At 72.2% G+C, this 25,140-nt stretch carries 26 protein-coding genes; 10 read left to right on the forward strand and 16 right to left on the reverse strand.

All coding sequences use genetic code 11. The features are described 5' to 3' along the window. Positions 1 to 3: 3 nt before the first annotated feature. From MTF65_RS09050 to MTF65_RS09060, 3 genes are all read left to right on the forward strand, one after another. The gene (locus MTF65_RS09050; protein WP_243627919.1) at positions 4 to 1,026 is read left to right on the forward strand and encodes an NADP-dependent oxidoreductase; all 1,023 of its coding nucleotides are present in this window, start codon (positions 4 to 6) and stop codon (positions 1,024 to 1,026) included. A gap of 65 nt (positions 1,027 to 1,091) precedes the next feature. Continuing rightward, entirely contained in the window at positions 1,092 to 1,514 is a 423-nt protein-coding gene (locus tag MTF65_RS09055) for an organic hydroperoxide resistance protein (protein ID WP_243627920.1), read from the forward strand. Between the two features lie 79 nt (positions 1,515 to 1,593). Continuing rightward, positions 1,594 to 2,454 (forward strand): EI24 domain-containing protein, encoded by an 861-nt coding sequence (locus tag MTF65_RS09060; protein WP_243627921.1) that lies wholly within the window; start codon positions 1,594 to 1,596, stop codon positions 2,452 to 2,454. Between the two features lie 32 nt (positions 2,455 to 2,486). Here the strand turns inward: MTF65_RS09060 and MTF65_RS09065 are convergent, their stop codons facing one another. Further along, the gene (locus MTF65_RS09065) at positions 2,487 to 3,374 is read right to left on the reverse strand and encodes an NAD(P)-dependent oxidoreductase (protein WP_243627922.1); all 888 of its coding nucleotides are present in this window, start codon (positions 3,372 to 3,374) and stop codon (positions 2,487 to 2,489) included. 96 nt (positions 3,375 to 3,470) lie between these two features. Between MTF65_RS09065 and MTF65_RS09070 the strand changes: the two genes are divergently transcribed. Then, positions 3,471 to 3,806 carry a helix-turn-helix domain-containing protein gene (locus MTF65_RS09070; RefSeq protein WP_243627923.1) on the forward strand — a complete coding sequence of 112 codons (336 nt, stop codon included), beginning with the start codon at positions 3,471 to 3,473 and terminating at the stop codon, positions 3,804 to 3,806. On the opposite strand, the gene MTF65_RS09075 is transcribed toward MTF65_RS09070, so the two are convergent. After that, positions 3,803 to 4,519, reverse strand: a complete 717-nt coding sequence (locus tag MTF65_RS09075) for a carbon-nitrogen hydrolase family protein (protein ID WP_243627926.1) — start codon at positions 4,517 to 4,519, stop codon at positions 3,803 to 3,805. The genes MTF65_RS09070 and MTF65_RS09075 overlap by 4 nt on opposite strands. 58 nt (positions 4,520 to 4,577) lie before the next feature. Next, positions 4,578 to 5,153, reverse strand: a complete 576-nt coding sequence (locus tag MTF65_RS09080; RefSeq protein WP_243627927.1) for a TetR/AcrR family transcriptional regulator — start codon at positions 5,151 to 5,153, stop codon at positions 4,578 to 4,580. 224 nt (positions 5,154 to 5,377) lie between these two features. On the opposite strand from MTF65_RS09080, the gene MTF65_RS09085 reads away from it, so the two are divergent. Further along, positions 5,378 to 7,855 carry a beta-glucosidase gene (locus MTF65_RS09085; protein ID WP_243627929.1) on the forward strand — a complete coding sequence of 826 codons (2,478 nt, stop codon included), beginning with the start codon at positions 5,378 to 5,380 and terminating at the stop codon, positions 7,853 to 7,855. A 67-nt stretch (positions 7,856 to 7,922) separates the two neighbouring features. Here MTF65_RS09085 and MTF65_RS09090 read toward each other — a convergent pair whose 3' ends face one another. Next, positions 7,923 to 8,819 carry an SGNH/GDSL hydrolase family protein gene (locus MTF65_RS09090; protein WP_243627931.1) on the reverse strand — a complete coding sequence of 299 codons (897 nt, stop codon included), beginning with the start codon at positions 8,817 to 8,819 and terminating at the stop codon, positions 7,923 to 7,925. Between the two features lie 251 nt (positions 8,820 to 9,070). On the opposite strand from MTF65_RS09090, the gene MTF65_RS09095 reads away from it, so the two are divergent. Continuing rightward, positions 9,071 to 9,565, forward strand: coding sequence for a DUF3145 domain-containing protein (locus MTF65_RS09095; protein WP_243627933.1), 495 nt, complete (start codon positions 9,071 to 9,073; stop codon positions 9,563 to 9,565). A 66-nt stretch (positions 9,566 to 9,631) separates the two neighbouring features. Here the strand turns inward: MTF65_RS09095 and fabF are convergent, their stop codons facing one another. The 5 genes from fabF to MTF65_RS09120 form a co-directional block, all read right to left on the reverse strand. Beyond that, on the reverse strand, positions 9,632 to 10,897 hold the full coding sequence (fabF, locus tag MTF65_RS09100) for a beta-ketoacyl-ACP synthase II (protein WP_243627934.1): 1,266 nt from the start codon (positions 10,895 to 10,897) through the stop codon (positions 9,632 to 9,634). A 79-nt stretch (positions 10,898 to 10,976) separates the two neighbouring features. After that, positions 10,977 to 11,225, reverse strand: a complete 249-nt coding sequence (locus MTF65_RS09105; protein WP_243627937.1) for an acyl carrier protein — start codon at positions 11,223 to 11,225, stop codon at positions 10,977 to 10,979. Between the two features lie 54 nt (positions 11,226 to 11,279). Beyond that, a complete protein-coding gene (locus tag MTF65_RS09110) occupies positions 11,280 to 12,284 on the reverse strand; it encodes a ketoacyl-ACP synthase III (protein ID WP_243627939.1) in 1,005 nt (334 codons plus the stop codon). A 19-nt stretch (positions 12,285 to 12,303) separates the two neighbouring features. Next, on the reverse strand, positions 12,304 to 13,236 hold the full coding sequence (locus tag MTF65_RS09115; RefSeq protein WP_243627941.1) for an ACP S-malonyltransferase: 933 nt from the start codon (positions 13,234 to 13,236) through the stop codon (positions 12,304 to 12,306). Positions 13,237 to 13,325: 89 nt separating this feature from the next. Beyond that, entirely contained in the window at positions 13,326 to 14,546 is a 1,221-nt protein-coding gene (locus MTF65_RS09120) for a CdaR family transcriptional regulator (protein WP_243627942.1), read from the reverse strand. A gap of 69 nt (positions 14,547 to 14,615) precedes the next feature. Here MTF65_RS09120 and MTF65_RS09125 point away from each other — a divergent pair, with 69 nt between their 5' ends. Continuing rightward, positions 14,616 to 15,272, forward strand: coding sequence for a pirin family protein (locus MTF65_RS09125; RefSeq protein ID WP_243627944.1), 657 nt, complete (start codon positions 14,616 to 14,618; stop codon positions 15,270 to 15,272). 37 nt (positions 15,273 to 15,309) lie between these two features. Here MTF65_RS09125 and MTF65_RS09130 read toward each other — a convergent pair whose 3' ends face one another. Next, on the reverse strand, positions 15,310 to 16,128 hold the full coding sequence (locus MTF65_RS09130; RefSeq protein WP_243628628.1) for a serine hydrolase: 819 nt from the start codon (positions 16,126 to 16,128) through the stop codon (positions 15,310 to 15,312). Positions 16,129 to 16,215: 87 nt separating this feature from the next. Here MTF65_RS09130 and MTF65_RS09135 point away from each other — a divergent pair, with 87 nt between their 5' ends. Together MTF65_RS09135 and MTF65_RS09140 are read left to right on the forward strand one after the other, a co-directional pair. After that, positions 16,216 to 16,653: a MerR family transcriptional regulator gene (locus MTF65_RS09135; protein ID WP_243627946.1), complete on the forward strand. Its 438-nt coding sequence runs from the start codon at positions 16,216 to 16,218 to the stop codon at positions 16,651 to 16,653. Continuing rightward, a complete protein-coding gene (locus MTF65_RS09140; RefSeq protein WP_243627948.1) occupies positions 16,650 to 17,672 on the forward strand; it encodes an aldo/keto reductase in 1,023 nt (340 codons plus the stop codon). The genes MTF65_RS09135 and MTF65_RS09140 overlap by 4 nt, the downstream gene beginning before the upstream one ends. Before the next feature lie 92 nt (positions 17,673 to 17,764). On the opposite strand, the gene MTF65_RS09145 is transcribed toward MTF65_RS09140, so the two are convergent. The 4 genes from MTF65_RS09145 to MTF65_RS09160 all read right to left on the reverse strand — a co-directional run bounded on the left by MTF65_RS09145 (position 17,765) and on the right by MTF65_RS09160 (position 20,970). After that, the gene (locus tag MTF65_RS09145) at positions 17,765 to 18,532 is read right to left on the reverse strand and encodes a DUF4429 domain-containing protein (protein WP_243627950.1); all 768 of its coding nucleotides are present in this window, start codon (positions 18,530 to 18,532) and stop codon (positions 17,765 to 17,767) included. 75 nt (positions 18,533 to 18,607) lie between these two features. After that, the gene (locus MTF65_RS09150) at positions 18,608 to 19,747 is read right to left on the reverse strand and encodes an alpha/beta hydrolase (RefSeq protein WP_243628629.1); all 1,140 of its coding nucleotides are present in this window, start codon (positions 19,745 to 19,747) and stop codon (positions 18,608 to 18,610) included. A gap of 151 nt (positions 19,748 to 19,898) precedes the next feature. Then, entirely contained in the window at positions 19,899 to 20,552 is a 654-nt protein-coding gene (locus tag MTF65_RS09155; protein WP_243627951.1) for a TetR/AcrR family transcriptional regulator, read from the reverse strand. 262 nt (positions 20,553 to 20,814) lie between these two features. Beyond that, a complete protein-coding gene (locus MTF65_RS09160; protein WP_243627953.1) occupies positions 20,815 to 20,970 on the reverse strand; it encodes a hypothetical protein in 156 nt (51 codons plus the stop codon). On the opposite strand from MTF65_RS09160, the gene MTF65_RS09165 reads away from it, so the two are divergent. After that, a complete protein-coding gene (locus tag MTF65_RS09165) occupies positions 20,969 to 21,406 on the forward strand; it encodes a peptidase inhibitor family I36 protein (RefSeq protein WP_243627955.1) in 438 nt (145 codons plus the stop codon). The two genes, MTF65_RS09160 and MTF65_RS09165, sit on opposite strands and share 2 nt — an antisense overlap. On the opposite strand, the gene MTF65_RS09170 is transcribed toward MTF65_RS09165, so the two are convergent. Together MTF65_RS09170 and aceE are read right to left on the reverse strand one after the other, a co-directional pair. Beyond that, the gene (locus MTF65_RS09170; protein WP_243627956.1) at positions 21,387 to 22,175 is read right to left on the reverse strand and encodes a potassium channel family protein; all 789 of its coding nucleotides are present in this window, start codon (positions 22,173 to 22,175) and stop codon (positions 21,387 to 21,389) included. The genes MTF65_RS09165 and MTF65_RS09170 overlap by 20 nt on opposite strands. Positions 22,176 to 22,246: 71 nt before the next feature. After that, complete coding sequence (gene aceE / locus MTF65_RS09175; protein WP_243627958.1) at positions 22,247 to 24,997, reverse strand: pyruvate dehydrogenase (acetyl-transferring), homodimeric type; 2,751 nt, start codon at positions 24,995 to 24,997, stop codon at positions 22,247 to 22,249. Positions 24,998 to 25,140 lie beyond the last annotated feature (143 nt).

The raw sequence follows: 25,140 nt of genomic DNA on the forward strand, positions 1-25,140 counted from the left end.
CGCATGTCCGAGATCCCCGCCGTGAGCCGTGAGTGGCACCTCGTCCGCCGCCCGCAGGGCTGGCCTGTCGCCGAGGACTTCGCCCTGCGCGAGGTCCCGGTGAACGCCGAGCCCGCCGTCGGCCGGATCCTCGTCCGCAACCTCCACATGTCCGTGGACCCGTACATGCGCGGCCGGATGAACGACGTGAAGTCGTACATCCCGCCCTTCCAGCTGGACGAGCCCATGCAGGGCGGCGCGGTCGGCGAGGTCGTCGCCTCCGCCGACGAGCGCTTCGCGATCGGTGACCACGTCCTGCACCACCTGGGCTGGCGCGAGTACGCGGACATGGACGCCGCGCACGCCACCAAGGTCGACGCCGCCCTCGCCCCGCTCTCCGCCTACCTCGGCGTCCTCGGCATGCCGGGCCTGACCGCCTACGCCGGGCTCTTCGAGGTCGCCTCCTTCAAGGAGGGCGACTCCGTCTTCGTCTCCGGCGCCGCCGGTGCGGTCGGCAGCCTGGTCGGCCAGTTCGCCAAGATCAAGGGCGCCTCCCGGGTGATCGGCTCCGCCGGCTCGGAGGAGAAGGTGACGCTCCTCACGGAGAAGTACGGCTTCGACGCCGCCTTCAACTACAAGAACGGCCCCGTGGCCAAGCAGCTCCCCGAGGCCGCACCCGAGGGCATCGACGTCTACTTCGACAACGTCGGCGGCGACCACCTGGAGGCCGCCATCTCCTCCCTGAAGGTGAACGGCCGCGCCACACTGTGCGGCGCCATCGCCGGGTACAACGACACCGAGGCCGCCCCCGGCCCGCGCAACCTCATGCAGGTCATCGGCAAGCGCCTGCGCCTGCAGGGCATCCTCGTCAACGACCACGCCGGGCTCCAGCAGCAGTTCGTGCAGGACGTGGCCGGCTGGCTGCGCTCGGGCGAGCTGCGCTACGACGAGACGGTCGTCGAGGGCGTCGAGAACGCGACCGACGCGTTCCTCGGAATGCTGCGCGGCGAGAACACCGGAAAGATGATCGTTTCTTTCACCGGTTAGGCTCACTCCACACCGTCGCGATCGTGGGCGCGAGTCGCGGCGATTCATCAGGAGGAACCTCTTACATGTCCATCCAGCACTCCGACGTTCTCTACACCGCCGTCGCCACCGCCGAGAACGGCCGTGACGGCCGCGTCGCGACCAACGACGGCCAGCTCGACGTCGTCGTGAACCCGCCGAAGGAGATGGGCGGCAGCGGCGCCGGCACCAACCCGGAGCAGCTGTTCGCCGCCGGCTACAGCGCCTGCTTCCAGGGCGCGCTCGGTGTTGTCGCCCGCAACGAGAACGCCGATATCTCGGGCTCCACCGTCACCGCCGAGGTCGGCATCGGCAAGAACGACGACGGCTTCGGCCTGATCGTCAAGATCTCCGCCTCGATCCCGAACGTGGACGCCGCCACCGCCAAGGACCTCATCGAGAAGGCCCACCAGGTCTGCCCGTACTCCAAGGCGACCCGCGGCAACATCACCGTCGAGCTCGCCGTCTGATCCGGCACCCGCTCGCCGAAGGCCGCATCCCCCTGACGGGGGGTGCGGCCTTCGCCGTTCGCCGCCTTAAGCTGGACCCATGCGTGATCTTGCGGGGGGATTCGGCTATCTGCTGGCCGGACAGCGATGGGTGTTCCGGCACGGCCGCTGGCTGGGCTTCGGCCTGCTGCCGGGGCTGGTGTCGCTGGCGCTGTACGCCGGCGCGCTCATCGGACTCGGCTACGGCGCCGACGACCTCACCGCCTGGGCCACGCCCTTCGCCGACGACTGGTCCGCGCCGTGGCTCGGGCTGTTCCGGGGCTTCCTGACCGGCCTGGTGTTCTGCCTCGGCCTCTTCCTCGCGGTGATCACCTTCACCGCGGTGACCCTGCTCATCGGCCAGCCGTTCTACGAGTCCCTCTCGGAGCAGGTCGACCGCACCGAGGGCGGAGCGGTCCCCGAGTCCGGGCTCTCGCTCGGGCGGGAGCTGTGGATCTCGGCCCGGGACAGCGTGAAGGTGCTCGGCCGGGTGGTGCTGTACGGGATCCTGCTGTTCGCCCTGGGATTCATCCCGGTGATCGGGCAGACGGTGATCCCGGTCATCGGCTTCTGCGTCTCCGGGTACTTCCTCACCCAGGAGCTCACGGCCGTCGCCCTCCAGCGGCGCAAGATCGACCTGTCGGAGCGGCTGGTACTGCTGCGGACACGGCGGATGCTGGTGCTCGGGTTCGGGGTGCCGCTGGTGCTTTCGTTCCTGGTGCCGCTGGTCGCGGTGTTCCTGATGCCGGGTGCGGTGGCGGGAGCCACGCTGATGGCCCGGGACCTGACGGGAGCCGAGGACCCGTCCGCACCGGCTCCGGGCGCTGCGGGTGCGCCGGGTGCTCCGGCGGTGGAGGCCTGGCCGCAGAGCCGGCCGCAGGCTCCGGCCGACGGGGGCTTCGGGCCGCCGCCGCGCATGTGAGCGGCGCATGTAAGCCGCACATGTAAGGGGGACTACCGCTTCAGCAGGGTGATCGCGCCCGCCGTGTCCTCGCCGCCGTGGGCCGCCGGGTCGGCCTCCAGGCGCTCCCGCATCAGCTCCAGGTAGGGGGTGATCAGCTCGGCGCTGACCCCCTGCTCCGCGGCGGTGCGCAGCAGGGTGCCGCTGGCCGCGACCTGCATGGCCAGGTTCGACTCCACCCCGGTGGTGAAGTCCCCCGAGACCAGCCGCTCGGCGGCGGAGCCCGCGAAGAACCCCATCGCACCCAGCCACTCGGTGAGCAGCGGCGCCAGATCCTTCGGGGAGATGTCCTCGCCCTCGATCAGTGCGAAGGCGTGCGAGATTCCGGCGAACAGGCCCGTCATCGCGCTCAGCAGCGCCACGTCGTGCAGGGCGGCGCAGCCGGGGTTCTCCCCGACGAAGCGGGCCCCGGCCGGGACCTCCAGCACCGTCCGGTGGGTGTCGAAGAGGCGCCGGGAGCCGCTGTAGAAGACGTACCCGCCGGCCGCCGGGTTTCCGATCATCGACGGCGTGCCCATGATTCCGCCGTCCAGGAACCGGGCCCCGCGCTCCTCGGCCCAGACGGCTCGGGCGCGGCCCTCGGCGGGCGTACCGGTGGTGAGGTTGACGAGGTCCTTGCCGGCCAGCCCGACGCCGTCCAGGGCCGAGCCGATGCTGGCGTCGTCCAGCAGGCAGAGGACGACGAGCCCGCTCGCGGCCACCGCCTCGGCGGGGCTCGCGGCGACGGCGGCCCCCTCGGCGGCGAGGGCCTCGGCCTTGGCGGGGGTGCGGTTCCAGACGGTGAGCGGGTGGCCGGCGGCGAGCCAGGTGCGGGCGAGGGCGGTGCCCATGGCACCGAGGCCGAGGAGGGTGAGCGGGGTCTTCGCGTGGTTGTCAGTCATGGCGTTTAGCCTGGTGGCAGGCTGACAGGCACTCAAGTACGCACTTTGGAGTGGGTGGTTACCCCAAGGTGAGCGAGCAGGTGGGAGGGGTGTGCGATGGCGCTGACGCGAAGGCCGGGGGCGGATCACTGCGGGGTCGCCGCGGCGATGTCCGTGATCGACGGCAAATGGAAGGTCTCGCTCTTGTGGGCGCTGGGGCTGTGCCCGCGCCGGTTCGGCGAACTGCGCCGCATGGCCCCGGGGATCTCCGAGAAGGTGCTCGCCGCCCAGCTGCGTGAGCTGGAGGCGGACGGCGTCGTCCACCGCGAGGTCTACGAGGAGGTCCCGCCGCGCGTGGAGTACTCCCTGACCCCGCTGGGCCAGGACCTGAACGGGGCCCTGGCGTCCCTGGGGGAGTGGGGCGCCAGAAACCTCCTCCAGGTCACCCCCTAGCCGACTCCGACCTCGGCCGTCACCACGGAGGGCGTCCGGTCGTCCGCCTCGGCCAGCAGCGCCCCGCCCGGCGCCCATACGGCGGCGCGGCCGCAGCCGGTCCACGGGCCCGCGGGGCCGACGTGGTTGGCGAGGACGACGTAGAGGCCGTGCCGCCGCGCGATCCCGGGGTGGACCGTGGCCCGCTCGTGGATTCCGTCGCCGGTGCCGTAGAGCGAGCCGGCCAGGTGGACCCGGCAGCCGTCCGCCGCGGCCCGGCCGGTCAGTTCCGGGAAGTGGTTGTCGTAGCAGACGCCCAGGGAGAAGCGGATCCCGCCGAGTTCGAAGCGCCCGTCCGTCTCGCCGGGGGCGAAGACGCCCTGCTCGTGCCGGTAGAGGTGCTGCTTGGCGTATGTGGTGAGGTGCGCGCCGTCCGCCCCGTGGACCAGCGTCGCGATGGCGGGGCGCGGGCCCCCGGTGCGCAGGGCGACGTTGACCGCGGTGGCGATCCCGGCCGAGCGGACCGGGTCCAGGCGAGGGTCCTCGGCATCGGCGATCCACAGGCGGGGGTCGGCGGTCAAGGCCTCCAGCTCGTACCCGGTGAGCGTGAACTCGGGGAACACGACCAGCTCGGCGCCCTGTTCGCGGGCCTGGGCGGCGAGGACGGCGGCCTGCGCGGCATTGGCGTGGACGTCGGCGGGGATGCAGGTCATCTGCGCTGCGGCGATCTTCACCGTGTACAGGATGCCAGCCCGCGGCCGGGATATCGCCGGGCCGGCGCGGGGTCGGCGGTCAGGCTTCGGGTGCCCGCAGGAGGGTCAGGAACGCGCGGAAGGCCGTCGGCATGTCCACCGATTCCGGGGCGAGCAGCCACTGGTACTGGAGGCCGTCCATGACGGCCGTCAGCAGCGGCGCCGCCTGCTCCGGGGTGAGGCCCGAGGGAAGCCGGTCGCCGAACTCGGCGCGCAGTACGGCCGCCATCTCCGCGCGGACCTGCTCGTAGCGCTCGGTGAAGAACTCCCGCGCCGGGTGCCCGTCGGTCACGCTCTCGCCCAGCAGTGCCGAGAACGTCTGCACGATGCCCGGGCGCATGGCGTTGTACTCCACCAGCGAGGCCAGCAGGTCCAGCCGCCAGGCGCCGGCCGAGGCGCGCGAGCCGCCGCCCGTGTCCCAGCGGTCGCGCTCCTCCAGCACCGCGACCAGCAGCGCCTCCTTGGTGGGGAAGTAGTGCAGCAGCCCCTGCTGGGTCAGGCCCACGCGCTCGGCGACCGCCCCCAGGGACGCGCCCCGGTAGCCGCGTTCCGCTATCACCTCGACGGCCGCGCGGACGATGTCGCCGCGCCGCTCCTCGCTCCTCGCTCTGGCCATCGCCCGCGCACCCCTTCCGTACCAGCCCGCCAGACAAGCCCGCCAGCAGGACCGTACGGCATCGCTATATCACGAATAGATAACTAACCCTACCGCTCACCAGGTACCGGTCCACCATGGGCGCACCGCACCGCACCGCACCGCACCGCACCGCACCGCACCGCACCGCACCGCACCGCCCGCACCGCACCGCACCGCACCGCACTCAACGAGGAGGCACGGCCGTGACCGATGCCGATCAGGTCCGCGACGACGCCGTGGAGGCGGCGCTCGGCAAGCTGGACCTCGACACCAAGACCCGTCTGCTGGCCGGCCAGGACATGTGGTCCCTGCCCGCCGTCCCCGAGATCGGGCTGAAGTCCCTGGTCATGTCCGACGGCCCCGTCGGCGTCCGCGGCGTGCGCTGGACCGCCGACGACCCCTCGATCGCCCTGCCCTCCCCGACCGCGCTCGCGGCCGCCTGGGACCCGGCCCTCGCCCGGCGCGCCGGCCGCCTCCTCGCCCAGGAGGCCCGTCGCAAGGGCGTCCACGTCCTCCTCGCGCCCACCGTCAACCTGCACCGCTCCCCGCTCGGCGGCCGGCACTTCGAGTGCTACTCCGAGGACCCGTACCTCACCGGAGTCATCGGCACCGGCTACGTCAACGGGGTCCAGGACGGCGGAATCGGCACCACCGTCAAGCACTTCGCCGGCAACGACGCCGAGACCGAGCGGTTCACCGTCGACAACGCCATCGCCCCGCGCCCGCTGCGCGAGCTGTACCTGGCTCCCTTCGAGGCCATCGTCGAAAACGCCCGCCCCTGGGGCATCATGACGGCGTACAACCAGGTCAACGGCACGACCATGACCGAGCACCAGCACCTCGTCAACGAGGTCCTGCGCGGCGAATGGGGCTTCGACGGGTGCAACGTCTCCGACTGGATGGCCGCCCGTTCCACCACCGGGGGCATCCTCGGCGGCCTCGACGTCGCCATGCCCGGCCCGCAGACCGTCTACGGGCCCTCCCTCGCCGAGGCCGTGCGCTCCGGCGAGGTCCCCGAGTCCGCCGTGGACGCGGCCGTGCGCAACGTCCTGCGCCTCGCCGCCCGCGTCGGCCTCCTGGAGGGCGCGCCGGCCGTCGTCACCGAGCCCCCCGCTCCCGTCGACGGCCAGGCCCTGGCCCGGGAACTCGCCACCCGCGGGTTCGTCCTGGTACGCAACGAGGCGGTGCTCGATGACACCCCGGCCCTGCCGCTGGACGCCGGCGCCGGCCGCACCGTCGCCCTCATCGGCGCCGCCGCCCGCGATGCCCGCGTCCTCGGCGGCGGCTCCGCCACCGTCTTCCCCGAGCGGGTGGTCTCCCCGCTCGCCGGCTTGGGCGCCGCGCTGCCCGCCGGGGCGCTGACCTACGCCGTCGGCGCCGACCCCAGCGAGGAACTGGCCCCCGCCGACCAGGGCTTCGAGCTCCGCGCCGTCTGCCGCGACGCCTCCGGGGCCGTCCTCGGCGAGGGCGGCCTGCCGACCGGCCAGGTCCAGTGGATCGGCGAGGACCTGCCCGCCGGGGTCACGTACGAGACCATGGCGAGCGTCGAGGTCACCGGCACGTTCCTGCCGCGCGAGAGCGGCGAGCACGCCTTCGGCACCCGCGGGCTCGGCGTCTTCACCCTCGCCGTCGGCGGCGCGGCCGTCTGGGACGGCGTCCAGGAGAGGGGCGACGAGGCCGACCCGTTCGAGGCCTTCTTCGGGGCCCCCAGCGAACGCGCCCTCGTCGTCCTCACCGAAGGGCAGCCCGTCGAGGTCTCGCTGACGCTCCAGGTCCCCGACATGAGCGCCCTGCCGCTCAAGGCGGTCATGTTCTCCCTCCTGCACCTCGGCCCGCGGCGCGACGCCGACGAGCTGATCGCCGAGGCCGTGCGGGCCGCCCGGGCCGCCGACACCGCCGTCGTGGTCGTCGCCACCACCGAGCGTGTCGAGTCCGAGGGCTTCGACCGCGAGGACCTCACCCTGCCCGGCCGGCAGGACGACCTCGTCCGGGCCGTCGCCGCCGCCAACCCGAACACCGTGGTCGTCGTCAACGCGGGCTCCCCGGTGGAACTCCCGTGGCGCGAGGACGTCGCCGCCGTGCTCCTGACCTGGTTCCCCGGGCAGGAGGGCGGGGCCGCGCTGGCCGACGTACTCCTCGGCGACGCGGAGCCGGGCGGGCGGCTGCCCACCACCTGGCCGGCGCGCTTCGCCGACGCGCCCGTCACCGAGGTCGCGCCGACCGCCGGGCGACTGGAGTACCGCGAGGGGCTCTTCATCGGATACCGGGCCTACGAGGCCCGCTCCCTCACCCCCGCCTACCCGTTCGGGCACGGACTCGGCTACACCGACTGGACGTACGAGTCCCTGGAGGTCACCGGCACCACCGCCCGGGTGCGTCTCACCAACACCGGCGACCGCCCGGGCCGCGAGGTCGTCCAGGTCTACCTCGCCCCCGTCGGCGGGTGCGGCGTCGAGCGCCCGGTGAGCTGGCTGGCCGCCTTCGCGGGAGTCGGGGCGGGCCCGGGGGAGAGCGTCGAAGCCGAGCTCGCCCTGCCCGCCCGGGCCTTCGAGATCTGGGACGAGGAGGCGCGCGGCTGGCGTCGGATCGGCGGCACCTACGAGGTCCGCGCCGGCCATTCCCACGCCGATACCCGCCTCACGGCGGCCCTCGACATCCAGGGCGCCGCCGCCAGTTCCTGATATGGCCGGAAATCACCCACGAACCGGACCGGGAGCGGCCCTGACACCGCCCCCCGGTCCGTACCGCTCAGCGCGGCGGTTCGGCCGAGGTCACCTGGCGGTGCGCCAGCTCGGCCAGCCGCGCCTGCCCGTTCTTCCCCGGGTGGAACCAGTCCCAGCGGCTCAACTGATCGGCCTCGAACGGATACTGGAACACCGCACCCCCGTCGTACCGGCACAGCGCGTCCTTCGCGCAGACCTCGCGCAGCACCTCGTTGTACTCGACCACCCGTGCCCGCACCTGCACGCGCCGGGCCGTCGCTCCCGATCCGGCCGACAGCGGGTCCGCCAGCATCGACTGACAGATGCCCAGCTTCCAGATCTGCCGCACCACCGGGCTGTCCTTGCCCTGCTCCCACAACCGCTGCAGGTCGGGCACCGAGGACACGTACACCTGGGTCGTGGGCGAGGCCGCCCGCAGACCGGCGAGCGCCTTCTCGAAACCGGCCCGGAACTCGGCGACCGGCGTCATCGACGAAGCCAGCGGCCGGCAGGCGTCGTTCGAGCCCACCATCACCGTGACCAGGCCGGGCTTGTGCTCGGCGGCCGAGGCCAGCTGTCCCGGCAGGTCCGCCATCCGCGAGCCGGTCACCGCGTAGTTCCAGCTGCGGGCGGGCGCCTCGGCCTCCCCGAGCAGCCGGGCGGCCAGGGAGCGCACCTCGGGGTCGTCGCCCGTCGCCCAGGAGACCTCCGGGCAGTCCGCCAGGACCGAACAGGCATCGAAACCACGTGTGATGGAGTCACCCACAGCGGCGATCGAGGCCGGCGCGGTGTTCCAGCGCGGCGCGGCCTGCGCCCCGCGCTCACCCTCGGAGGCCGACTCGCCCGACTGACACCCCGTAACCGCCCCGGCCAGCACGGCGACCGCCGTGACCACGCCCGCGAGGGTGCGGCGCGCGCGGCGGTGCGGAGCGGTCGTGCGCATCGGGTGGGTCTCCTCCCTTGTCGCCCCGCGTCGTTCGGGGGCGTCCTGCTGAGTGAAAGCTCTGTGTTTACCGGGTTATGAGCGACCGTACGTCACACCAGGACCCCTGGCGCACGGTAGCTTTTTCCCGTGGCGTTTCGGCCGCAGGTCTCGCGACGCAATGTCAGATCATTTCCGCTAAATTGCATCACGTCACAAACTGTCCGTTTTCTGGAGTTTATTCCTGACCTCGTCCCATACTGGAGGTCCCGGTGACGACACGTGGAGTTCTGTACGTGCATTCCGCACCGCGCGCGCTCTGCCCGCATGTGGAATGGGCTGTTGCGGGCGTGCTCGGGGTGCGGGTGAACCTCGACTGGATCAGGCAGCCCGCCTCCCCCGGCACCTGGAGAGCCGAGTTCTCCTGGCAGGCCGAAGCGGGCACCGCCTCGAAGCTGGCCTCCGCGCTGCGCGGCTGGCACCTGCTGCGTTTCGAAGTGACCGCGGAACCCTGCCCCACCGCCGAGGGAGAGCGCTACAGCTCCACCCCGGAACTCGGCATCTTCCACGCCGTCACCGGAATGCACGGCGACATCCTCATCCCCGAGGACCGGCTGCGCGCCGCCCTCGCCCGCTCCGCGCGGGGCGAGACCGACCTGGAGGCGGAGATCTCCAGGCTGCTCGGCAAGCCCTGGGACGACGAGCTCGAACCCTTCCGCTACGCGGGCGAGGGCGCCCCGGTGCGCTGGCTCCACCAAGTGGTCTGAGAACGCGCATGCGAAAAGGCCCTCCCGGTACACCGGGAGGGCCTTTTCACGTGGTGAGGCAGTACGTCAGACCGTGCGGAAGGCCAGGGTGACGTTGTGGCCGCCGAAGCCGAACGAGTTGTTGATCGCGGAGATCGGGCCGTCGGCCGGGAGCTTGCGCGGCTCGCCCACGACGATGTCCGCGTCGATGTCGTCGTCCAGCTCGTCCACGTTGATCGTCGCCGGGGCGATCCGGTGGTAGAGCGCCAGCACGGTCGCGACGGTCTCGATCCCGCCGGCGCCGCCCAGCAGGTGGCCGGTCATCGACTTGGTCGCCGAGATGGCGATGTGGTCGAGGTCGTCGCCCAGGACCTTGCGCAGGGCCTTCAGCTCGGCCGTGTCACCCTGCGGGGTCGAGGTGGCGTGCGCGTTGAGGTGGACCAGCTCGGCCGGGTCGAGACCCGTGTTGTCCAGCAGGTTCTGCACCGCGGCCGCGACACCGCGGCCGGTCGGCTCGGGCTGCGCGATGTGGTGGCTGTCGGCGGACAGACCCTGGCCCAGCACCTCGCAGTAGACCCGGGCGCCCCGCGCGGCGGCGTGCTCGGCGGACTCCAGGACGACGACGCCCGCGCCCTCGCCGAGGACGAAGCCGTCGCGGGCCTTGTCGTACGGGCGGGAGGCCTGCTCGGGGTTCTCGTTGTTCTTGGACATCGCCATCATGTTGGCGAACGCGGCGATCGGCAGCGGGTGGATCGCCGCCTCGGTGCCGCCCGCGACGACCACGTCGGCACGGCCGGTACGGATCATCTCGACGGCGTAGCCGATGGCCTCGGCGCCGGACGCGCAGGCGCTGACCGGAGTGTGCACGCCCGCACGGGCGTTGACCTCAAGGCCGACGTTGGCCGACGGGCCGTTCGGCATGAGCATGGGGACGGTGTGCGGGGAGACCCGGCGCACACCCTTTTCCTTCAGTACGTCGTACTGGTCGAGCAGCGTGGTGACACCGCCGATGCCGGACGCGATGACGGTGCCCAGGCGCTCGGGGAGGATGGGCTCACCCTCGCCCGCGGGGGCGGTGTAGCCGGCGTCGGCCCAGGCCTCACGGGCGGCGATGACGGCGAACTGCGCCGAGCGGTCCAGCTTTCGGGCCAGCGGCCGGGGCAGTACCTCGCTCGGGTCGACAGCGACCGGGGCTGCGATGCGAACCGGGAGTTCGGCAAAGCGCTCGCCCTCCAGGGGCTTGACACCGGAACGGCCGGCAAGCAGACCTTCCCAGGTCGAAGCGCTGTCGCCACCCAGCGGAGTGGTTGCGCCGATACCGGTGACGACCACGGTGCGATTGGTCGGGCTCACAGGAATTCTTTCTCCACGTCTAAGGGGGTGCTGAATTGTCACGGCGCCACCGCCAGGTGGCGACAAACGCTCGTCAGGCTCAGGCCTGGTGCTTCAGGATGTAGCTCGCGGCGTCGCCGACCGTCTTGAGGTTCTTGACGTCCTCGTCCGGGATCTTGACGTCGAAGCGCTCTTCGGCGGCGACGACGACCTCGACCATGGACAGCGAGTCGACGTCCAGGTCGTCGGTGAAGGACTTGTCGATCTCGACGTCCTCGACCGGGATGCCGGCGATCTCGTTGACGATCTCCGCGAGACCCTTGACGATCTCTTCCTGCGTGGCGGCCATGTGGCGCTCCTTCTGTAGCTAACTGGTGGATCAGGGCGGGATGGATCCCCGGCCCTAGGGGAGGGTAACGACCGTCGCGGCGTAGACGAGTCCCGCCCCGAAGCCGATGACGAGCGCGGTGTCGCCGCTCTTCGCCGCTCCGGTCGCCAGGAGCCGCTCCATCGCGAGCGGGATCGAGGCGGCCGAGGTGTTGCCGGTGGTCTCGATGTCACGGGCGACCGTGACGTGCTCCGGCAGCTTCAGAGTCTTCACCATCGAGTCGATGATCCGCATATTCGCCTGGTGCGGAATGAAGACGTCCAGGTCGTCGGGGGTGATCCCGGCCGCGTCGAGCGCCTGCTGGGCCACCTTGGCCATCTCGAAGACGGCCCAGCGGAAGACCGCCTGACCCTCCTGGGTGATGGCGGGGAACTTCTCGGCGCCGTCCGTGGTGCGGTACTCGTCCCAGGGCACGGTCTGCTTGATCGTCTCGGACTTGTCGCCCTCCGAACCCCACACCGTGGGGCCGATGGCCGGCTCGTCCGAGGGGCCGACGACCACGGCTCCGGCGCCGTCGCCGAACAGGAAGGCCGTCGCGCGGTCCTCCAGGTCCGTCAGGTCCGAGAGCCGCTCCACGCCGATCACGAGCACGTACGCGGCGGAACCTTCCACCACCATGCCCTTGGCCAGCGTCAGGCCGTAGCCGAAGCCGGCGCAGCCCGCGGAGATGTCGAACGCGGCGGGCTTGCCCGCGCCGATCCGGTGGGCGATCTCGGTCGCGACGGCCGGGGTCTGCTTGAAGTGCGAGACCGTCGAGACGATCACGGCGCCGATCTGCTCGGGGGAGATCCCGGCATCGGCGAGCGCTTTGCCCGAGGCCTCCACCGACATCGCGGCCACCGTCTCCTGCGGCGAGGCCCAGTGCCGGGTCGCGATGCCGGAGCGCGAGCGGATCCACTCGTCGGACGAGTCGATCGTCTCCAGGATGACCTCATTGGGCACCACGCGGATCGGCCGGTAGCCGCCGACTCCGAGGATGCGGGCGTACGGGGAGCCCTTGGCAGGCTTGATCTTCGACATGCTGTGTGGGCTCCTTCTCTCAGGCCGCGTGCTCGGCGACGAGCTCGGCGGCCTTTTCGAGATCGTCCGGGGTCTTCAGGGCCACGCTCGGTACGCCCTTCAGCGCGCGCTTGGCCAGACCCGTCAGGGTGCCGCCGGGGCAGAGCTCGATGATCCCCGTGACGCCCAGCGCGGCGAACGTCTCCATGCACAGGTCCCAGCGGACCGGGTTCGCGACCTGGCCGACCAGGCGGGCGACGACGTCGGCGCCCGTGGTGACGACGTGGCCGTCCTTGTTCGAGACGTACTTCAGCTCCGGGTCGGCCGGGGAGAGCGCCTGCGCGGCCTCCGCCAGCTTGTCGACCGCCGGGATCATGTGGTGCGTGTGGAAGGCGCCCGCGACCTTGAGGGCGACGACCTTCATGGAGCCTTCGGGCTTGTCGGCCTCCAGAGCGGCGATCTGCTCCATGGTGCCGGCGGCCACGATCTGGCCCGCGCCGTTGATGTTCGCCGCGGTCAGGCCCAGCTTCTCCAGATGCGCGACGACCACGTCCGGCTCGCCGCCCAGGACCGCGGCCATGCCGGTCGCGGTGACGGCGGCGGCCTCGGCCATGCCGAGCCCGCGGGTCCGTACGAACGACAGCGCCTCCGCGTCGGACAGCACGCCGGCGTACGCGGCGGCGGTGATCTCACCGACGCTGTGGCCCGAGACGGCGCCGAAGGCCGTACGGCCCTTCCCGTGGGAAGCGTCGAGCGCCGAAGCGGACAGAAGTCCGGCGGCGACCAGCAGGGGCTGGGCCACCGCCGTGTCGCGGATCTCCTCCGCGTCGGCCTTCGTGCCGTAGTGGGCAAGGTCGAGCCCGATGGCGTCCGACCACGCGCCGACGCGCTCGGCGGCGCCGGGGAGGTCGAGCCAGGGAGTCAGGAAGCCGGGCGTCTGTGCGCCTTGGCCGGGAGCGACGAGTACGAGCACCCTCACACTCTCTCTTGTGGATGGTCCCTGTCGCCCGTGGGGACAGGGACGAAGAACCGTCGGGGGAATTGTTGATGTCCGACAAAAGTCTAGGACTGAAGATCGCCGTCGGCCAGACGCCCCAGAATCAGGGCGATCCGCAGAGTAAATGCGGAACGGACATCAGAGGGCGACCAGCCGGTGACGTCGGTCACACGTCGGAGCCGGTAGCGCACCGTGTTGGGGTGGACGAAGAGCATCCGAGCGGCACCCTCCAGGCTGCTCGCCTGCTCCAGGTAGACACTCAGCGTCTCCAGCAGCGCGGACCCCGCTTCCTCCAGCGGTCTGTAGATCTCCTCCACCAGCTGCTCTCGCGCCGAAGGGTCGGAGGCGATCGCGCGCTCCGGCAGGAGATCATCCGCCAGCACCGGCCGCGGCGCGTCCTGCCACGCCGTGCAGGCCTTCAGACCGGCCGCCGCGGCCTGCGCGGACTTGGTCGCGTTCAGCAGGTCGGAGACCACCGGCCCCGCCACCACCGGCCCGGCCGCGAACGGGCCGATCAGGGACTTGGCCACCAGCATGGGGTTGTCGCTGCCGCCCGCGATCACCACCAGCCGGTCGCCCAGCACACCCGTCAGCACCTGGAGCTTGTGGTGCCGGGCGGCGCGCCGGATCGCCTCCACCGTCAGCTCGCTGTCCCCCTCCGGGGCCGTCCCCAGCACCACGCACACGTGCTCCGGGGAGTTCCAGCCGAGCGCGGCCGCCCGCGACAGCGCGCCCTCGTCGGCCTCGCCGGACAGCACCGCGTTGACGACCAGGGACTCCAGCCGGGCGTCCCAGGCGCCGCGCGCCTCGGCGGCCTGGGCGTACACCTGGGCGGTCGCGAAGGCGATCTCCCGGGCGTACACCAGCAGCGCCTCGCGCAGGATCTGCTCGTCGCCAGGCGCCGCCACCTCGTCGATCGCGGTCTCCATGACCTCGATCGTGGTACGGACCATCTCGACGGTCTGGCGCAGCGTGATCGCCCGGGTCAGCTCGCGCGGAGCCGTCCCGAACACGTCGGTGGAGATCGCCTGCGGGGTCTCGGGATGCCGGAACCACTCCGTGAACGCGGCGATACCCGCCTGGGCGACCAGGCCGATCCAGGACCGGTTCTCCGGTGGCATCGCCCGGTACCACGGCAGGGTCTCGTCCATGCGCGCGATCGCGTTGGCGGCGAGCCGGCCGGAGGACTTCTCCAGTCGGCGCAGCGTCGCGGCGTGCGGGTGCGCAGGATGCGCGGAATGAGCGGGATGGGTCGCGCGGGACTGCTCACGTTCGGGTTCGGGCACGGGACAAGACTGCCTTATCGGGACGCCGGAACGGACTCCGGTCCCACACCGGGGTCTACCGTGGCCCCCATGATTGATGTACGCCGCGCCGCGGACCGGTACGAGGGCGGGGACCGGGCCACCGGGATCACCACCCGGCACGCCTTCTCCTTCGGGGGGTTCTACGACCCGGACAACATCCGGTTCGGCCCGCTCCTGGCCTGCAACGAGGAGCACCTCGCCCCGGGAGCCGGCTTCGACGAGCACCCGCACAGCCAGACCGAGATCGTCACCTGGGTGGTGGAGGGCGAGCTCACCCACAAGGACAGCGCCACCGGCGGGACCGGCCTGGTCCGGCCCGGGGACATCCAGCGGCTCGGCGCCGGGAACGGGGCGCGGCACGTCGAGCGCAACGACGCCACCGTGCCCCTGCGGTTCGTGCAGATGTGGCTCGCGCCGCTCGCCGCGGGCGGGGAGCCCACGTACGAACTCGTCCGGGGGATCGACGACCACACCCCCTACGAGGTCCCCGCGGCCGGAGCGGTCCTCCACGTACGCCGGCCGGGCGCGGGCGAGCGGATCCCCGTACCGGCGGCGGAGCGGGTGTACCTGCACGTCGTACGGGGGGACCTGCGGCTCGACGGCGAGGAACTCGGGCCGGGGGACTCGGCGCGGATCACCGGCGAGCGCGGCCTGGAGGTCGTCGCCGGCTCGCCGGGGGAGCTGCTGCTCTGGGAGCTGCCGTAGCGGCCTCGGGTCGGCGGCCTCGGGTCAGCGCCCGGGGTCAGCGGCCCGCGAGTTCGGCGAGGACCGCGTCGGTGAACGGAGGCCAGGCCTCCACGGCCCACGGGCCGAAGGCGCGGTCTGTCAGCGCCACGCACGCGGCGCGCGCGTCCGGATCCACCCACAGGAAGGTGCCGGACTGCCCGAAGTGCCCGAAGGCCCGCAGGGAGGACGCGGAGCCCGTCCAGTGCGGGGACTTCCCGTCGCGGATCTCCATCCCGAGCCCCCAGTCGTTGGGGGACTGGTGCCCGTAGCCGGGCAGGACGCCCTTGAGGCCCGGGTGGACGACGGAGGTGGCCTCGGCGACCGTACGGACGTCGAGCAGCCGGGGCGCCTGCAGTTCGGAGGCGAACCGCACCAGGTCGGAGACGGTGGAGACGCCGTCCTTGGCGGGCGACCCCTCCAGGGCGGAGGCGGTCATGCCCAGCGGCTCGAAGACGGCCTGGTGCAGGTACTCCGCGAAGGGAATTCCGGTGGCCTTGGCGATGTGGTCGCCGAGGACCTCGAACCCGGCGTTGGAGTACAGCCGGCGCGTCCCGGCCGGGGCCATCGCGCGGTGCTCGTCGAAGGCCAGGCCGCTGGTGTGCGCGAGCAGGTGGCGGACGGTGGAACCCTCCGGTCCGGCCGGTTCGTCGAGCTCGATCGCCCCCTCCTCGTACGCGACGAGGGCGGCGTACGCGGCGAGCGGCTTGGTGACCGAGGCGAGCGGGAAGCGGTGGCCGACGGGCCCGTGGGAGCCGGCCACGCTCCCGTCGGCGCGCACGACGGCCGCGGCGGCGGTCGGCACGGGCCAGGTCTCGATGATCCGCAGGCTCTCCATGCTGTTCACGCTCTCCGTACCCTCCACGCTCTCCATGCGGCTGAGCCTACTTGCTTGGAGTGCACTCCAAGGTTTTAGCGTGGTCGTATGAGCCTGACGCAGACGCGGTACACGATCAGCGAGGTCGCGGCCCGGACCGGTCTCACCCAGCACACGCTGCGCTGGTACGAGCGGATCGGTCTGATGCCCCACGTGGACCGCTCCCACTCGGGGCAGCGGCGGTTCAGCGACAGGGACCTCGACTGGCTGTCCTTCGTGGGCAAGCTGCGCGCCACCGGGATGTCGGTGGCGGACATGGTCCGGTACGCGGAACTGGTGCGCGAGGGCGCGCACACCGTAGACGAGCGGCGGGAGTTGCTGGAGCGGACCCGCCGCGAGGTGCGGGCGCGGATCACGGAACTGACGGACGCGCTCGGCGTACTGGACTTCAAGATCGGGATGTACTCGATGAGCACGGCCGCGATGAGCACCGCCGCGGTGAGCGCGGCCACGGTGAGCGCGGCCACGGTGAGGGCGGAACAATGACGGAGTACGGCAGTGTGCGGCAGGTGGAACTCGGCAAGGGCGGACCGGTCGTCGGAGTCCAGGGCCTCGGCTGCATGGGCATGAGCGAGTTCTACGGGGAGACGGACGGGACGGCGGCCCGCGCGACCCTCGACGCGGCACTGGCCGCCGGGGTCACCCTCTTCGACACGGCGGACGTCTACGGGCAGGGCGCGAACGAGGAGTTCCTCGCCCCGTTCGTGGCCGCGCACCGGGACGAGATCACCCTCGCCACCAAGTTCGCCATAGAGCGGCGCGCCGACGATCCGCGGTACCGGGGCGTCCGCAACGACCCGGCGTACATCCGCCGGGCCGCGGAGGACAGCCTGCGGCGGCTCGGGACCGATGTGATCGACGTGTACTACATGCACCGGCGCGATCCGGCCGTGCCGCTCGCGGAGTCGGTGGGCGTGATGGCGGAGCTGGTGCGCGAGGGGAAGGTGCGCCACCTGGGGCTGAGCGAGGTCACCGGAGCGGAGCTGCGCGAGGCGTACGCGGTGCATCCGATCGCGGCGCTCCAGTCGGAGTGGTCGCTGTTCAGCCGGGATGTGGAGCGCAGCGCGGTGGGCGCGGCGGCCGAGCTGGGGGTGGCCTTCGTTCCGTACTCCCCGCTGGGGCGCGGGTTCCTGACGGGCGCGTTCGCCGACGCGGCCAAGGAGCTGTCGGCCGGTGACTTCCGCCGGAACCAGCCGCGGTTCACCGGGGACAACGCCGAGGCCAACGCCGCGCTGCTGGCCCCGGTACGGGAGATCGCGCGGGCCCGCGGCGCGAGCCCGGCGCAGATCGCGCTGGCCTGGGTGCAACAGCGGGCGGAGGTGCACGGGCTGACGGTGGTTCCGATCCCCGGCACCCGCAAGCCGGGACGGCTGGCGGAGAACGCCGCGGCGACGCGGATCACCCTGAGCGCGGCGGAGCTGGCCCTGCTGGAGCCGATCGCCGCCCGGGTCGCCGGGGACCGCTACCCGGACATGGCCTTCACCTCGGTGGGGCGCGAGGTGTGACCCGGCGCGGTGTGACCTGGCGCGCGGCGTGACCCGGCGCGAGGTGTGACCCCGGCGCGATGTGTGACCCGCCCCGCCGCCCCCCGCCCCGCTCAGTGCGGCTGCGGCGGTGGGGTGGGGAGCAGGCCCCGCGCGGAGGTCAGCCGCCGGCCGCGCGGCAGGGCGCAGAGAACGGCGGCCGTGAACGGCAGCGACTCGTGCACGGCCCCGTGCCCGGTGGCGAAGACGGCGGCCGCCAGATCGTGGTCGGGCCGGGGATCGCGGGCGCTTCCCCGGGGCTCGTGGGGCAGCAGCCGCAGATGGCCCTCGCCCGGACCCTCGGGGGAGCGCCATTCGACCCCGGCGAGCTCGGAGAGCGGGTAACGCTGGTCGCCCGCCTTCCACTTGGTGCTGCTGGCGCCCGTACGGGACCAACGGAAGGTGACGGCCGAGCCGTCGAACCCCACCCGCGCGTCGTACGCCTTCAGGTCCCGCGCCGGCTCCGGCACGCGGACCAGGAAGCGCGGCGCCGGTTCGGCGGCATCCGGCCCCAACCGGCCCCGTACGGCGTCCGCGAGGGCCGCCGCCTGCGGGGCCCGCTCGCCCGGCAGCACCAGCCGGTACGGATCGCAGGCCTCCTTCAACTGCCCGGCGGCGGCCTCCATCAGCGGATCCGCGCCCGGTCTCGGGACGGCGCGCAGGATCACCGTGTCCCGTTTTCCGGCGGTCACGGTCACCTCGGCCAGCGCTTCCAGGGGGATGCGGCGCGACCCAAGGGCGTGCCAGAGGCGTGGAGTTCGCATCCCCCGTGCGAAGCGGATGAGCACCGAGTCCGAGTCGAACTCCCAGACGGCATGATTTCCGGCCAGTACGTCACCCATGCGGCACATGGTAAAGGGACGCACCCCGATGCGTCCCCCTCGGTGCGAAGCCCGTTTTCCGGAGCTCTACACGTGTCAGTCCCCGTCTGTCCCGGAAATTTCCCGTCGGCAGGCATCGTCGCCGGTCGCGCACACGATCGAACCGAACGCGCCGGTTCCGATTTTGGCGAAGTTGTCCAAGGAAGCGGTGCCTGGCTGGAAATAGCCCGTGTGGCTCTTGGCTCCGGCCGAGGACAGCAGCCGGGCGCCGAAGTCCGGGGACACCGGATCCGCCCCGTGGCCCACACCGCCGACCTCCAGGTGCGGTACGTCCGCGATCCAGTCCCCGGCGTCCCGGGCCGCCCACACGCGCGCCGAGGTGTCCAGGTCGGCGGTGTTCTCCGCGCGCATGCCGGGGCTCCCGGCCACCACCAGGTCGGTCACGCGGTCCGGCAGCGCGTGCGCGGCGACCCCGCACACCACCGATCCGTAGCTGTGGCAGAACAGGGCCACGCTCGCGTCACCGGGCAGGGCCGCGGCCAGCGACTCCAGCCGTACGGCGCCCTCCACGGCCAGCCGGCCGGTGGCCGCGTCGATGCCGAGCCCGATGGGGGCGGTGTAGCCGGCCCAGGCGATGACCGCGGTCCGGCTGTCCGGAGCGGCCGCGCGCTGGGCCTCGTACAGCGACCGGGCCATGCCGACGGGGGCCGTGAGGCGGCGCTGGGTGCGCTCGAAGGTGAGCAGGTCGGTGTCGACGCCGGGCACGACCACCGAGACCCGGCGGGCCCGGTCGAGGTCGCCGAAGACCTCGGCGGCGAGGCCGCCGCCGGTCGGGTCGAACGCGAGGATCTGGCGGCCGGGCTCCAGGAGGGAGGCGAAGCGGTGGGCGCGCCGGTCGGCGGTGGCGCGGTCGGCCGGGGTCAGCGTGACATCGCGGCCGCGGGCCTTCTCGATCCGCCCGGCCTGCTCCAGGGCACGCCGGTTCGCCCGGTAGCGGGTGGTGGCGGGGGTCCCGTCGAGGTTGCCGACAACGAGCGGGTAGCCGTCGGCGAGCCGGGCCCGCTGGACGCCGTCGAGGCCGGCGAAGAAGCGGGCCACCGTCCGTACGGGCGCGTCGGCGGACGGCAGGGGGCGGCCGTCGATCCGGGCGGCGGCCCAGGCGGCGAGGGCGGCGGCGCGCGGGGCGGCCCCGGCCTCGGGCCGGTGCACCGCGGTCCACCCCGTGGTCGCCAGCATGACGAACACCACCGCGAGCGCGAGCAGGGTGCGCAGGGCGGCGAGGCGCGGGGCGGCGCTGGGCGTGGGGGAGGGGAGGGCAGGGCCGGGCACGTTCACTGAGACCAGCCTAAAAGACCCTTTCGGGCCACGGCGCCCAAGGTGAGCGGAGTCACCGCCACTCGGAGGCCAGAGCCGGGCCGATCTGGTCGAGGTAGTGCTCCGTCATCCGCCGGATCGCGGCCACGCTGGTGTCCTCGCCCTGTCCCCAGAGCCGCCCGGTGACGCGCATCACTCCGGAGAACGCGGCGACCGCGACCCGGGGCCGCGGGTCGGCGTCCATGTCCAGGCGCTCGCGGGCGGCGATCAGGCGGGCGATCCGCTCCTCCAGCTCGGTGGAGCGCCGCAGGTGGACGGCGAGCAGTGCCGGGGTCGACTCGATGAGCCGGTAGGTGCGCATGTAGAGGTCGACCGGGACCGTCTCCGAGAGGGCCTCGCCGACGGTGTCCCAGGTTTCGAGCACCGCGTTCCGCAGGGCCTCCAGGGGGCCCTCGGCGGCGGGCCGGGCCCGCAGGGCGGCCACGAAATGCGATTCGACGAGGTCCTGGACGGCGAAGGCGACCTCCTCCTTGTTCGCGAAGTAGCGGAAGAAGGTGCGCTGGGAGACGGCCACGGCGTCGGTGATCTCGTCGACGGTCGTCTGCTCGTAACCCTGCGAGGTGAAGAGGAGGAGGGCGGCGCGCAGCAACGCGTCGCGGGTGCGCCGCTTCTTGCGTTCGCGCAGTCCGGCCGCCGGCGCAGCCGGTGCGGGCCGCTGGTCGGTCATCACCGCGAGATCCCCTTCTGATGCCGGATCCTGACGCTGAGTGAGCGCCGAGTAGGCGGTCAGGGTACCCGCGACCGACCTCCCGGCGACCGCCCGTTGAGCCGTTGGTGACGTGTCGGCCGCACCGTCCGCGGCTTGAACGGCGACTCGGTTGGGGACTTGTACGGCGACTCGTTCGGGGACGGCCGGGCCGGGGCCGGACGCCCGCACCGCCGCCGGCGCGGGCGCGGCCCGCGTCCGAGGCGTCAATTCCGCACGGGGATCAGCCCCGCCGCAGGGTTCCGGCGGGGGTGTCGCCTATCCGGGTGGACCCGCCCGCAGCCCCTTCCGCCCGCCCGTCGCCGCAGGTCAGCGTGGTGTCGGCGGCGCTCCGGAACAGGTCCGGGCGCCCTGCGTCCACAAGGAGTTGACCCGTCATGCGTACGTGTTCCACCGCTCTCGCGGCCGCCGTCCTGGCCCTCACGGCCCTCATCCCGAGCACGTCCACCAGCGCACACGCGGCGCAGGCCCTCGCCGCGCAGGCCCCCGCCGCACCGGCACCCGGCACGCACACCGCGGGCCCGCCGACGTTCGGGTCGGCCTGCCCGACCGGCTCGCTGTGCCTGTGGAAGAACCCGGAGTTCAAGGGCACCAAGCGGACCTACGAGCTGAGCACCCTGGAGATCAACAGCTGCACCGCCCTGCCCGCCGGGGCCACCGCCGAGTCGCTCATCAACCGCGTCGGACGGCCCGTGACCACCTACCAGAGCGCCGACTGCCTGGAGACCGGAGAGTTCCAGACCTACCCGGGCGACGGGGTCTGGCTGCCCCGGTCGCCCTATCTGGTGCGGGCGTTCAAGGTGTGGGAGAGGTAACCGCCCGCGGCGCCGGGGCCCCCGGCCGCTCGGCGGCCCCGCCGCCGCCGCAGCCGAGCCGGGCGACCTCGGCGCGCAGCGCCCGTACCTCCGCCTGGAGTTCCTGGACGGCCGCCAGCTGGAGCCGCTCCACCTGGTCGTCACGCTCGAAGCGGGCGATGAACCAGGCCGCGATGTTGGCGGTCACCACACCGAGCAGCGCGATCCCGGACAGCATCAGGCCCACCGCCAGGACCCGGCCGAGCCCGGTGGTGGGGGAGTGGTCCCCGTACCCGACCGTCGTCATCGTGGTGAAGGACCACCACACCGCGTCGCCCAGGCTCTTGATGTTCCCGTTCGGGGCGTCCCGCTCCACGCTCAGCACGGCGAGGGAGCCGAACATCAGCAGCCCCACCACGGCCCCGGCCACGTACGTCGTCAGCCGGATCTGCGGAGCCATCCGGGCCCGCCGGCCCACCAGCAGCAACGTGGAGACCAGCCGCAGCAGCCGCAGCGGCTGGACGAGCGGCAGCACCACGGCCGCCAGGTCCACCCAGTGCGTCCGTACGAAGGCCTTGCGGTTGTCCGAGAGGGCGAGGCGCACCAGGTAGTCGACGGCGAAGGCCCCCCACACCACCCACTCCGCGCGGGTGCAGGCCCGGTGCACCTCCGGGCTCGCGTCGGGCGCGACGATCGGTACGGCGTAGGCGAGGGCGAATGTCACGGCGAGCACCAGCAGGGGAGCCTGCGTACGGCGCTCCCACCGCAGCTGGCGGGAGGGTTCCTTCATGCCCAGCATCGTAAAGAACGCGTAAGGGGCGCCGGGACAGGTGTCCCGGCGCCCCCACGCAAGGGTGACGGCTACGCGTCCCCGCCCGCCGCGCCCGGGTCGGCCGAGGCCACGTCCAGCAGCTGGTAGCGATCGACCGCCTGCTTCAGCGCCGAGCGGTCGATCCGGCCCTCCTTGGCGAGCTCGGTCAGTACCGCCAGGACCACCGACTGCGCGTCGATGTGGAAGAACCGGCGGGCCGCGCCACGCGTGTCCGCGAAGCCGAAGCCGTCCGCGCCCAGCGAGGTGTACGGGCCGGGCACCCAGCGCGAGATCTGGTCCGGCACCGCCCGCATCCAGTCCGAGACCGCGACGAACGGCTGTCCCTCGGCGCCCGACAGCTTGCGCCTCACGTACGGGACGCGCTGCTCCTCCTCCGGGTGGAGCAGGTTGTACTCCTCCACCTCGACGGCATCGCGGCGCAGCTCGTTCCAGGAGGTCGCCGACCAGACGTCCGCCTTGACGTTCCAGTCCTGCGCCAGGATCCGCTGCGCCTCCAGCGCCCACGGCACCGCCACGCCCGAGGCCATGATCTGCGCCCCGATGGTGCCGGAGGTGCCCTCCGAGACCCGGTGGATGCCCTTGAGGATGCCGTCCACATCGACGTCCGCGGGCTCGGCCGGGTGCTGGATCGGCTCGTTGTAGACCGTCAGGTAGTAGAAGACGTCCTCGCCGGGCGCATTCGTCGCGGTGGGCCCGTACATGCGCCGCAGACCGTCCCTGACGATGTGCGCGATCTCGTAGCCGTAGGCCGGGTCGTACGCCACACAGCCCGGGTTGGTCGACGCCAGCAGCTGGGAGTGACCGTCGGCGTGCTGGAGACCTTCACCCGTCAGGGTGGTCCGGCCGGCGGTCGCGCCGAGGACGAAACCGCGCGCCAGCTGGTCGGCCATCTGCCAGAACTGGTCACCGGTGCGCTGGAAACCGAACATCGAATAGAAGACGTACACAGGGATCAGCGGTTCGCCGTGCGTCGCGTATGCCGAGCCCGCGGCGATCAGCGAGGCCGTGCAGCCCGCCTCGGAGATGCCGTCGTGCAGCATCTGGCCGGTCGGCGACTCCTTGTACGCGAGCAGCAGGTCGCGGTCGACCGCCTCGTACTGCTGGCCCAGCGGGTTGTAGATCTTGGCGCTCGGGAAGAAGGCGTCCATGCCGAAGGTGCGGTACTCGTCGGGCGCGATCAGCACGAAGCGCCTGCCGATCTCCTTGTCCCGCATCAGGTCCTTCAGGATGCGGACGAAGGCCATCGTGGTCGCGATCGACTGGTGCCCCGAGCCCTTCCTGGCCGCCGCGTACGTGCTCTCGCCCGGCAGCTGGAGCGGCTTCGCGCGCACCACGCGGGTCGGCACGTAGCCGCCCAGCGCGCTGCGCTGGTCGTGCATGTACTGGATCTCCGGCGAGTTGCGGCCCGGGTGGTAGTACGGCGGGGCGCCGCCCTCCAGCTGCGCGTCCGTGATCGGGATGTGCAGGCGGTCGCGGAAGCGCTTGAGGTCGTCGACCGTCAGCTTCTTCATCTGGTGCGTCGCGTTGCGGCCCTCGAAGTTCGGGCCGAGGGTCCAGCCCTTGACCGTCTGCGCCAGGATCACCGTCGGCTGGCCCTTGTGGGCCTTGGCCGCCGCGTACGCCGCGTAGACCTTCTTGTGGTCGTGGCCGCCGCGGCCCAGGTGCTGGATCTGCCGGTCGGTCATGTTCGCGACCATCGCCCGCAGCCGCTGGTCGCCGCCGAAGAAGTGGTCGCGGATGTACGCGCCCGACTCGGTGGCGTACGTCTGGAACTGCCCGTCCGGGGTGGAGTTCATCTTGTTGACCAGGATGCCGTCCTGGTCCTGGGCCAGCAGCGGGTCCCAGGAGCGGTCCCAGATCAGCTTGATGACGTTCCAGCCGGCGCCGCGGAACTGCGACTCCAGCTCCTGGATGATCTTGCCGTTGCCGCGCACCGGGCCGTCGAGGCGCTGGAGGTTGCAGTTGACGACGAAGGTCAGGTTGTCCAGGCCCTCGCGGGCGGCGATCGACAGCTGGCCGAGCGACTCGGGCTCGTCCATCTCACCGTCGCCCAGATACGCCCAAACGTGGGACTTGGACGTGTCCGCGATACCGCGCGCCTCCATGTACCGGTTCATCCGGGCCTGGTAGATCGCACTGATGGGGCCGAGGCCCATCGAGACGGTCGGGAACTCCCAGAAGTCCGGCATCAGCCGCGGGTGCGGGTAGCTGGACAGGCCGTACGGGGCCTTCGACTTCTCCTGCCGGAACGCGTCGAGCCGCTGCTCGGAGAGCCGGTCCAGGAGGAAGGCGCGGGCGTAGATACCGGGGGAGGCGTGACCCTGGAAGAAGATCTGGTCGCCGCCGTCGCCCTCGTCCTTGCCCCGGAAGAAGTGGTTGAAGCCCACGTCGTAGAGGGAGGCGGAGGAGGCGAAGGTCGCGATGTGGCCGCCGACGCCGATGCCGGGACGCTGGGCGCGCGAGACCATCACGGCCGCGTTCCACCGCGTGGCGTTGAGGATCCTGCGCTCGATCTCCTCGTTGCCGGGGAAGAAGGGCTCGTCCTTCGTGGCGATCGTGTTGACGTAGTCCGTGCTGCGCATCTCCGGCACGGCCACGCGCTTCTCGCGGGCCCGCTCGATCAGCCGCAGCATCAGATAGCGGGCGCGCTCACGGCCCCGCTCGTCGACGGCTGCGTCCAGGGAGTCGAGCCACTCCTGCGTCTCCTCCGGATCGAAGTCCGGGACCTGGCTCGGAAGGCCGCCAATGATGATCGGATTGCGATCGGATGCGGAAGCCACGCTGTTCCTTCGCTGTCGGGGGGAGTCGTGCCTGGGGTCGTGCCTTGGGGTCGCCGCCTCCCATGGTCGTACGCTCGGCGGGAATCTTCACCTGTACCCCCGGGTAACGTCCCGAGTCGATCCGCCGACCGACTCGTCAGGCC

Source organism: Streptomyces sp. APSN-46.1, from assembly GCF_022815725.1.
Taxonomy (GTDB): Bacteria; Actinomycetota; Actinomycetes; order Streptomycetales; family Streptomycetaceae; genus Streptomyces.

Excerpts from the sequence above, each read along its gene's own strand:
- MTF65_RS09050 (WP_243627919.1), top strand. The coding sequence starts at position 4 with ATGTCCGAGATCCCCGCCGTGAGCCGTGAGTGGCACCTCGTCCGCCGC.
- MTF65_RS09055 (WP_243627920.1), top strand. The coding sequence starts at position 1,092 with ATGTCCATCCAGCACTCCGACGTTCTCTACACCGCCGTCGCCACCGCC.
- MTF65_RS09060 (WP_243627921.1), top strand. The coding sequence starts at position 1,594 with ATGCGTGATCTTGCGGGGGGATTCGGCTATCTGCTGGCCGGACAGCGA.
- MTF65_RS09065 (WP_243627922.1), bottom strand. The coding sequence starts at position 3,374 with ATGACTGACAACCACGCGAAGACCCCGCTCACCCTCCTCGGCCTCGGT.
- MTF65_RS09070 (WP_243627923.1), top strand. The coding sequence starts at position 3,471 with ATGGCGCTGACGCGAAGGCCGGGGGCGGATCACTGCGGGGTCGCCGCG.
- MTF65_RS09080 (WP_243627927.1), bottom strand. The coding sequence starts at position 5,153 with ATGGCCAGAGCGAGGAGCGAGGAGCGGCGCGGCGACATCGTCCGCGCG.
- MTF65_RS09090 (WP_243627931.1), bottom strand. The coding sequence starts at position 8,819 with ATGCGCACGACCGCTCCGCACCGCCGCGCGCGCCGCACCCTCGCGGGC.
- MTF65_RS09105 (WP_243627937.1), bottom strand. The coding sequence starts at position 11,225 with ATGGCCGCCACGCAGGAAGAGATCGTCAAGGGTCTCGCGGAGATCGTC.
- MTF65_RS09110 (WP_243627939.1), bottom strand. The coding sequence starts at position 12,284 with ATGTCGAAGATCAAGCCTGCCAAGGGCTCCCCGTACGCCCGCATCCTC.
- MTF65_RS09125 (WP_243627944.1), top strand. The coding sequence starts at position 14,616 with ATGATTGATGTACGCCGCGCCGCGGACCGGTACGAGGGCGGGGACCGG.
- MTF65_RS09130 (WP_243628628.1), bottom strand. The coding sequence starts at position 16,128 with ATGGAGAGCCTGCGGATCATCGAGACCTGGCCCGTGCCGACCGCCGCC.
- MTF65_RS09135 (WP_243627946.1), top strand. The coding sequence starts at position 16,216 with ATGAGCCTGACGCAGACGCGGTACACGATCAGCGAGGTCGCGGCCCGG.
- MTF65_RS09140 (WP_243627948.1), top strand. The coding sequence starts at position 16,650 with ATGACGGAGTACGGCAGTGTGCGGCAGGTGGAACTCGGCAAGGGCGGA.
- MTF65_RS09145 (WP_243627950.1), bottom strand. The coding sequence starts at position 18,532 with ATGGGTGACGTACTGGCCGGAAATCATGCCGTCTGGGAGTTCGACTCG.
- MTF65_RS09150 (WP_243628629.1), bottom strand. The coding sequence starts at position 19,747 with ATGCTGGCGACCACGGGGTGGACCGCGGTGCACCGGCCCGAGGCCGGG.
- MTF65_RS09155 (WP_243627951.1), bottom strand. The coding sequence starts at position 20,552 with ATGACCGACCAGCGGCCCGCACCGGCTGCGCCGGCGGCCGGACTGCGC.
- MTF65_RS09165 (WP_243627955.1), top strand. The coding sequence starts at position 20,969 with ATGCGTACGTGTTCCACCGCTCTCGCGGCCGCCGTCCTGGCCCTCACG.
- MTF65_RS09160 (WP_243627953.1), bottom strand. The coding sequence starts at position 20,970 with ATGACGGGTCAACTCCTTGTGGACGCAGGGCGCCCGGACCTGTTCCGG.
- MTF65_RS09170 (WP_243627956.1), bottom strand. The coding sequence starts at position 22,175 with ATGAAGGAACCCTCCCGCCAGCTGCGGTGGGAGCGCCGTACGCAGGCT.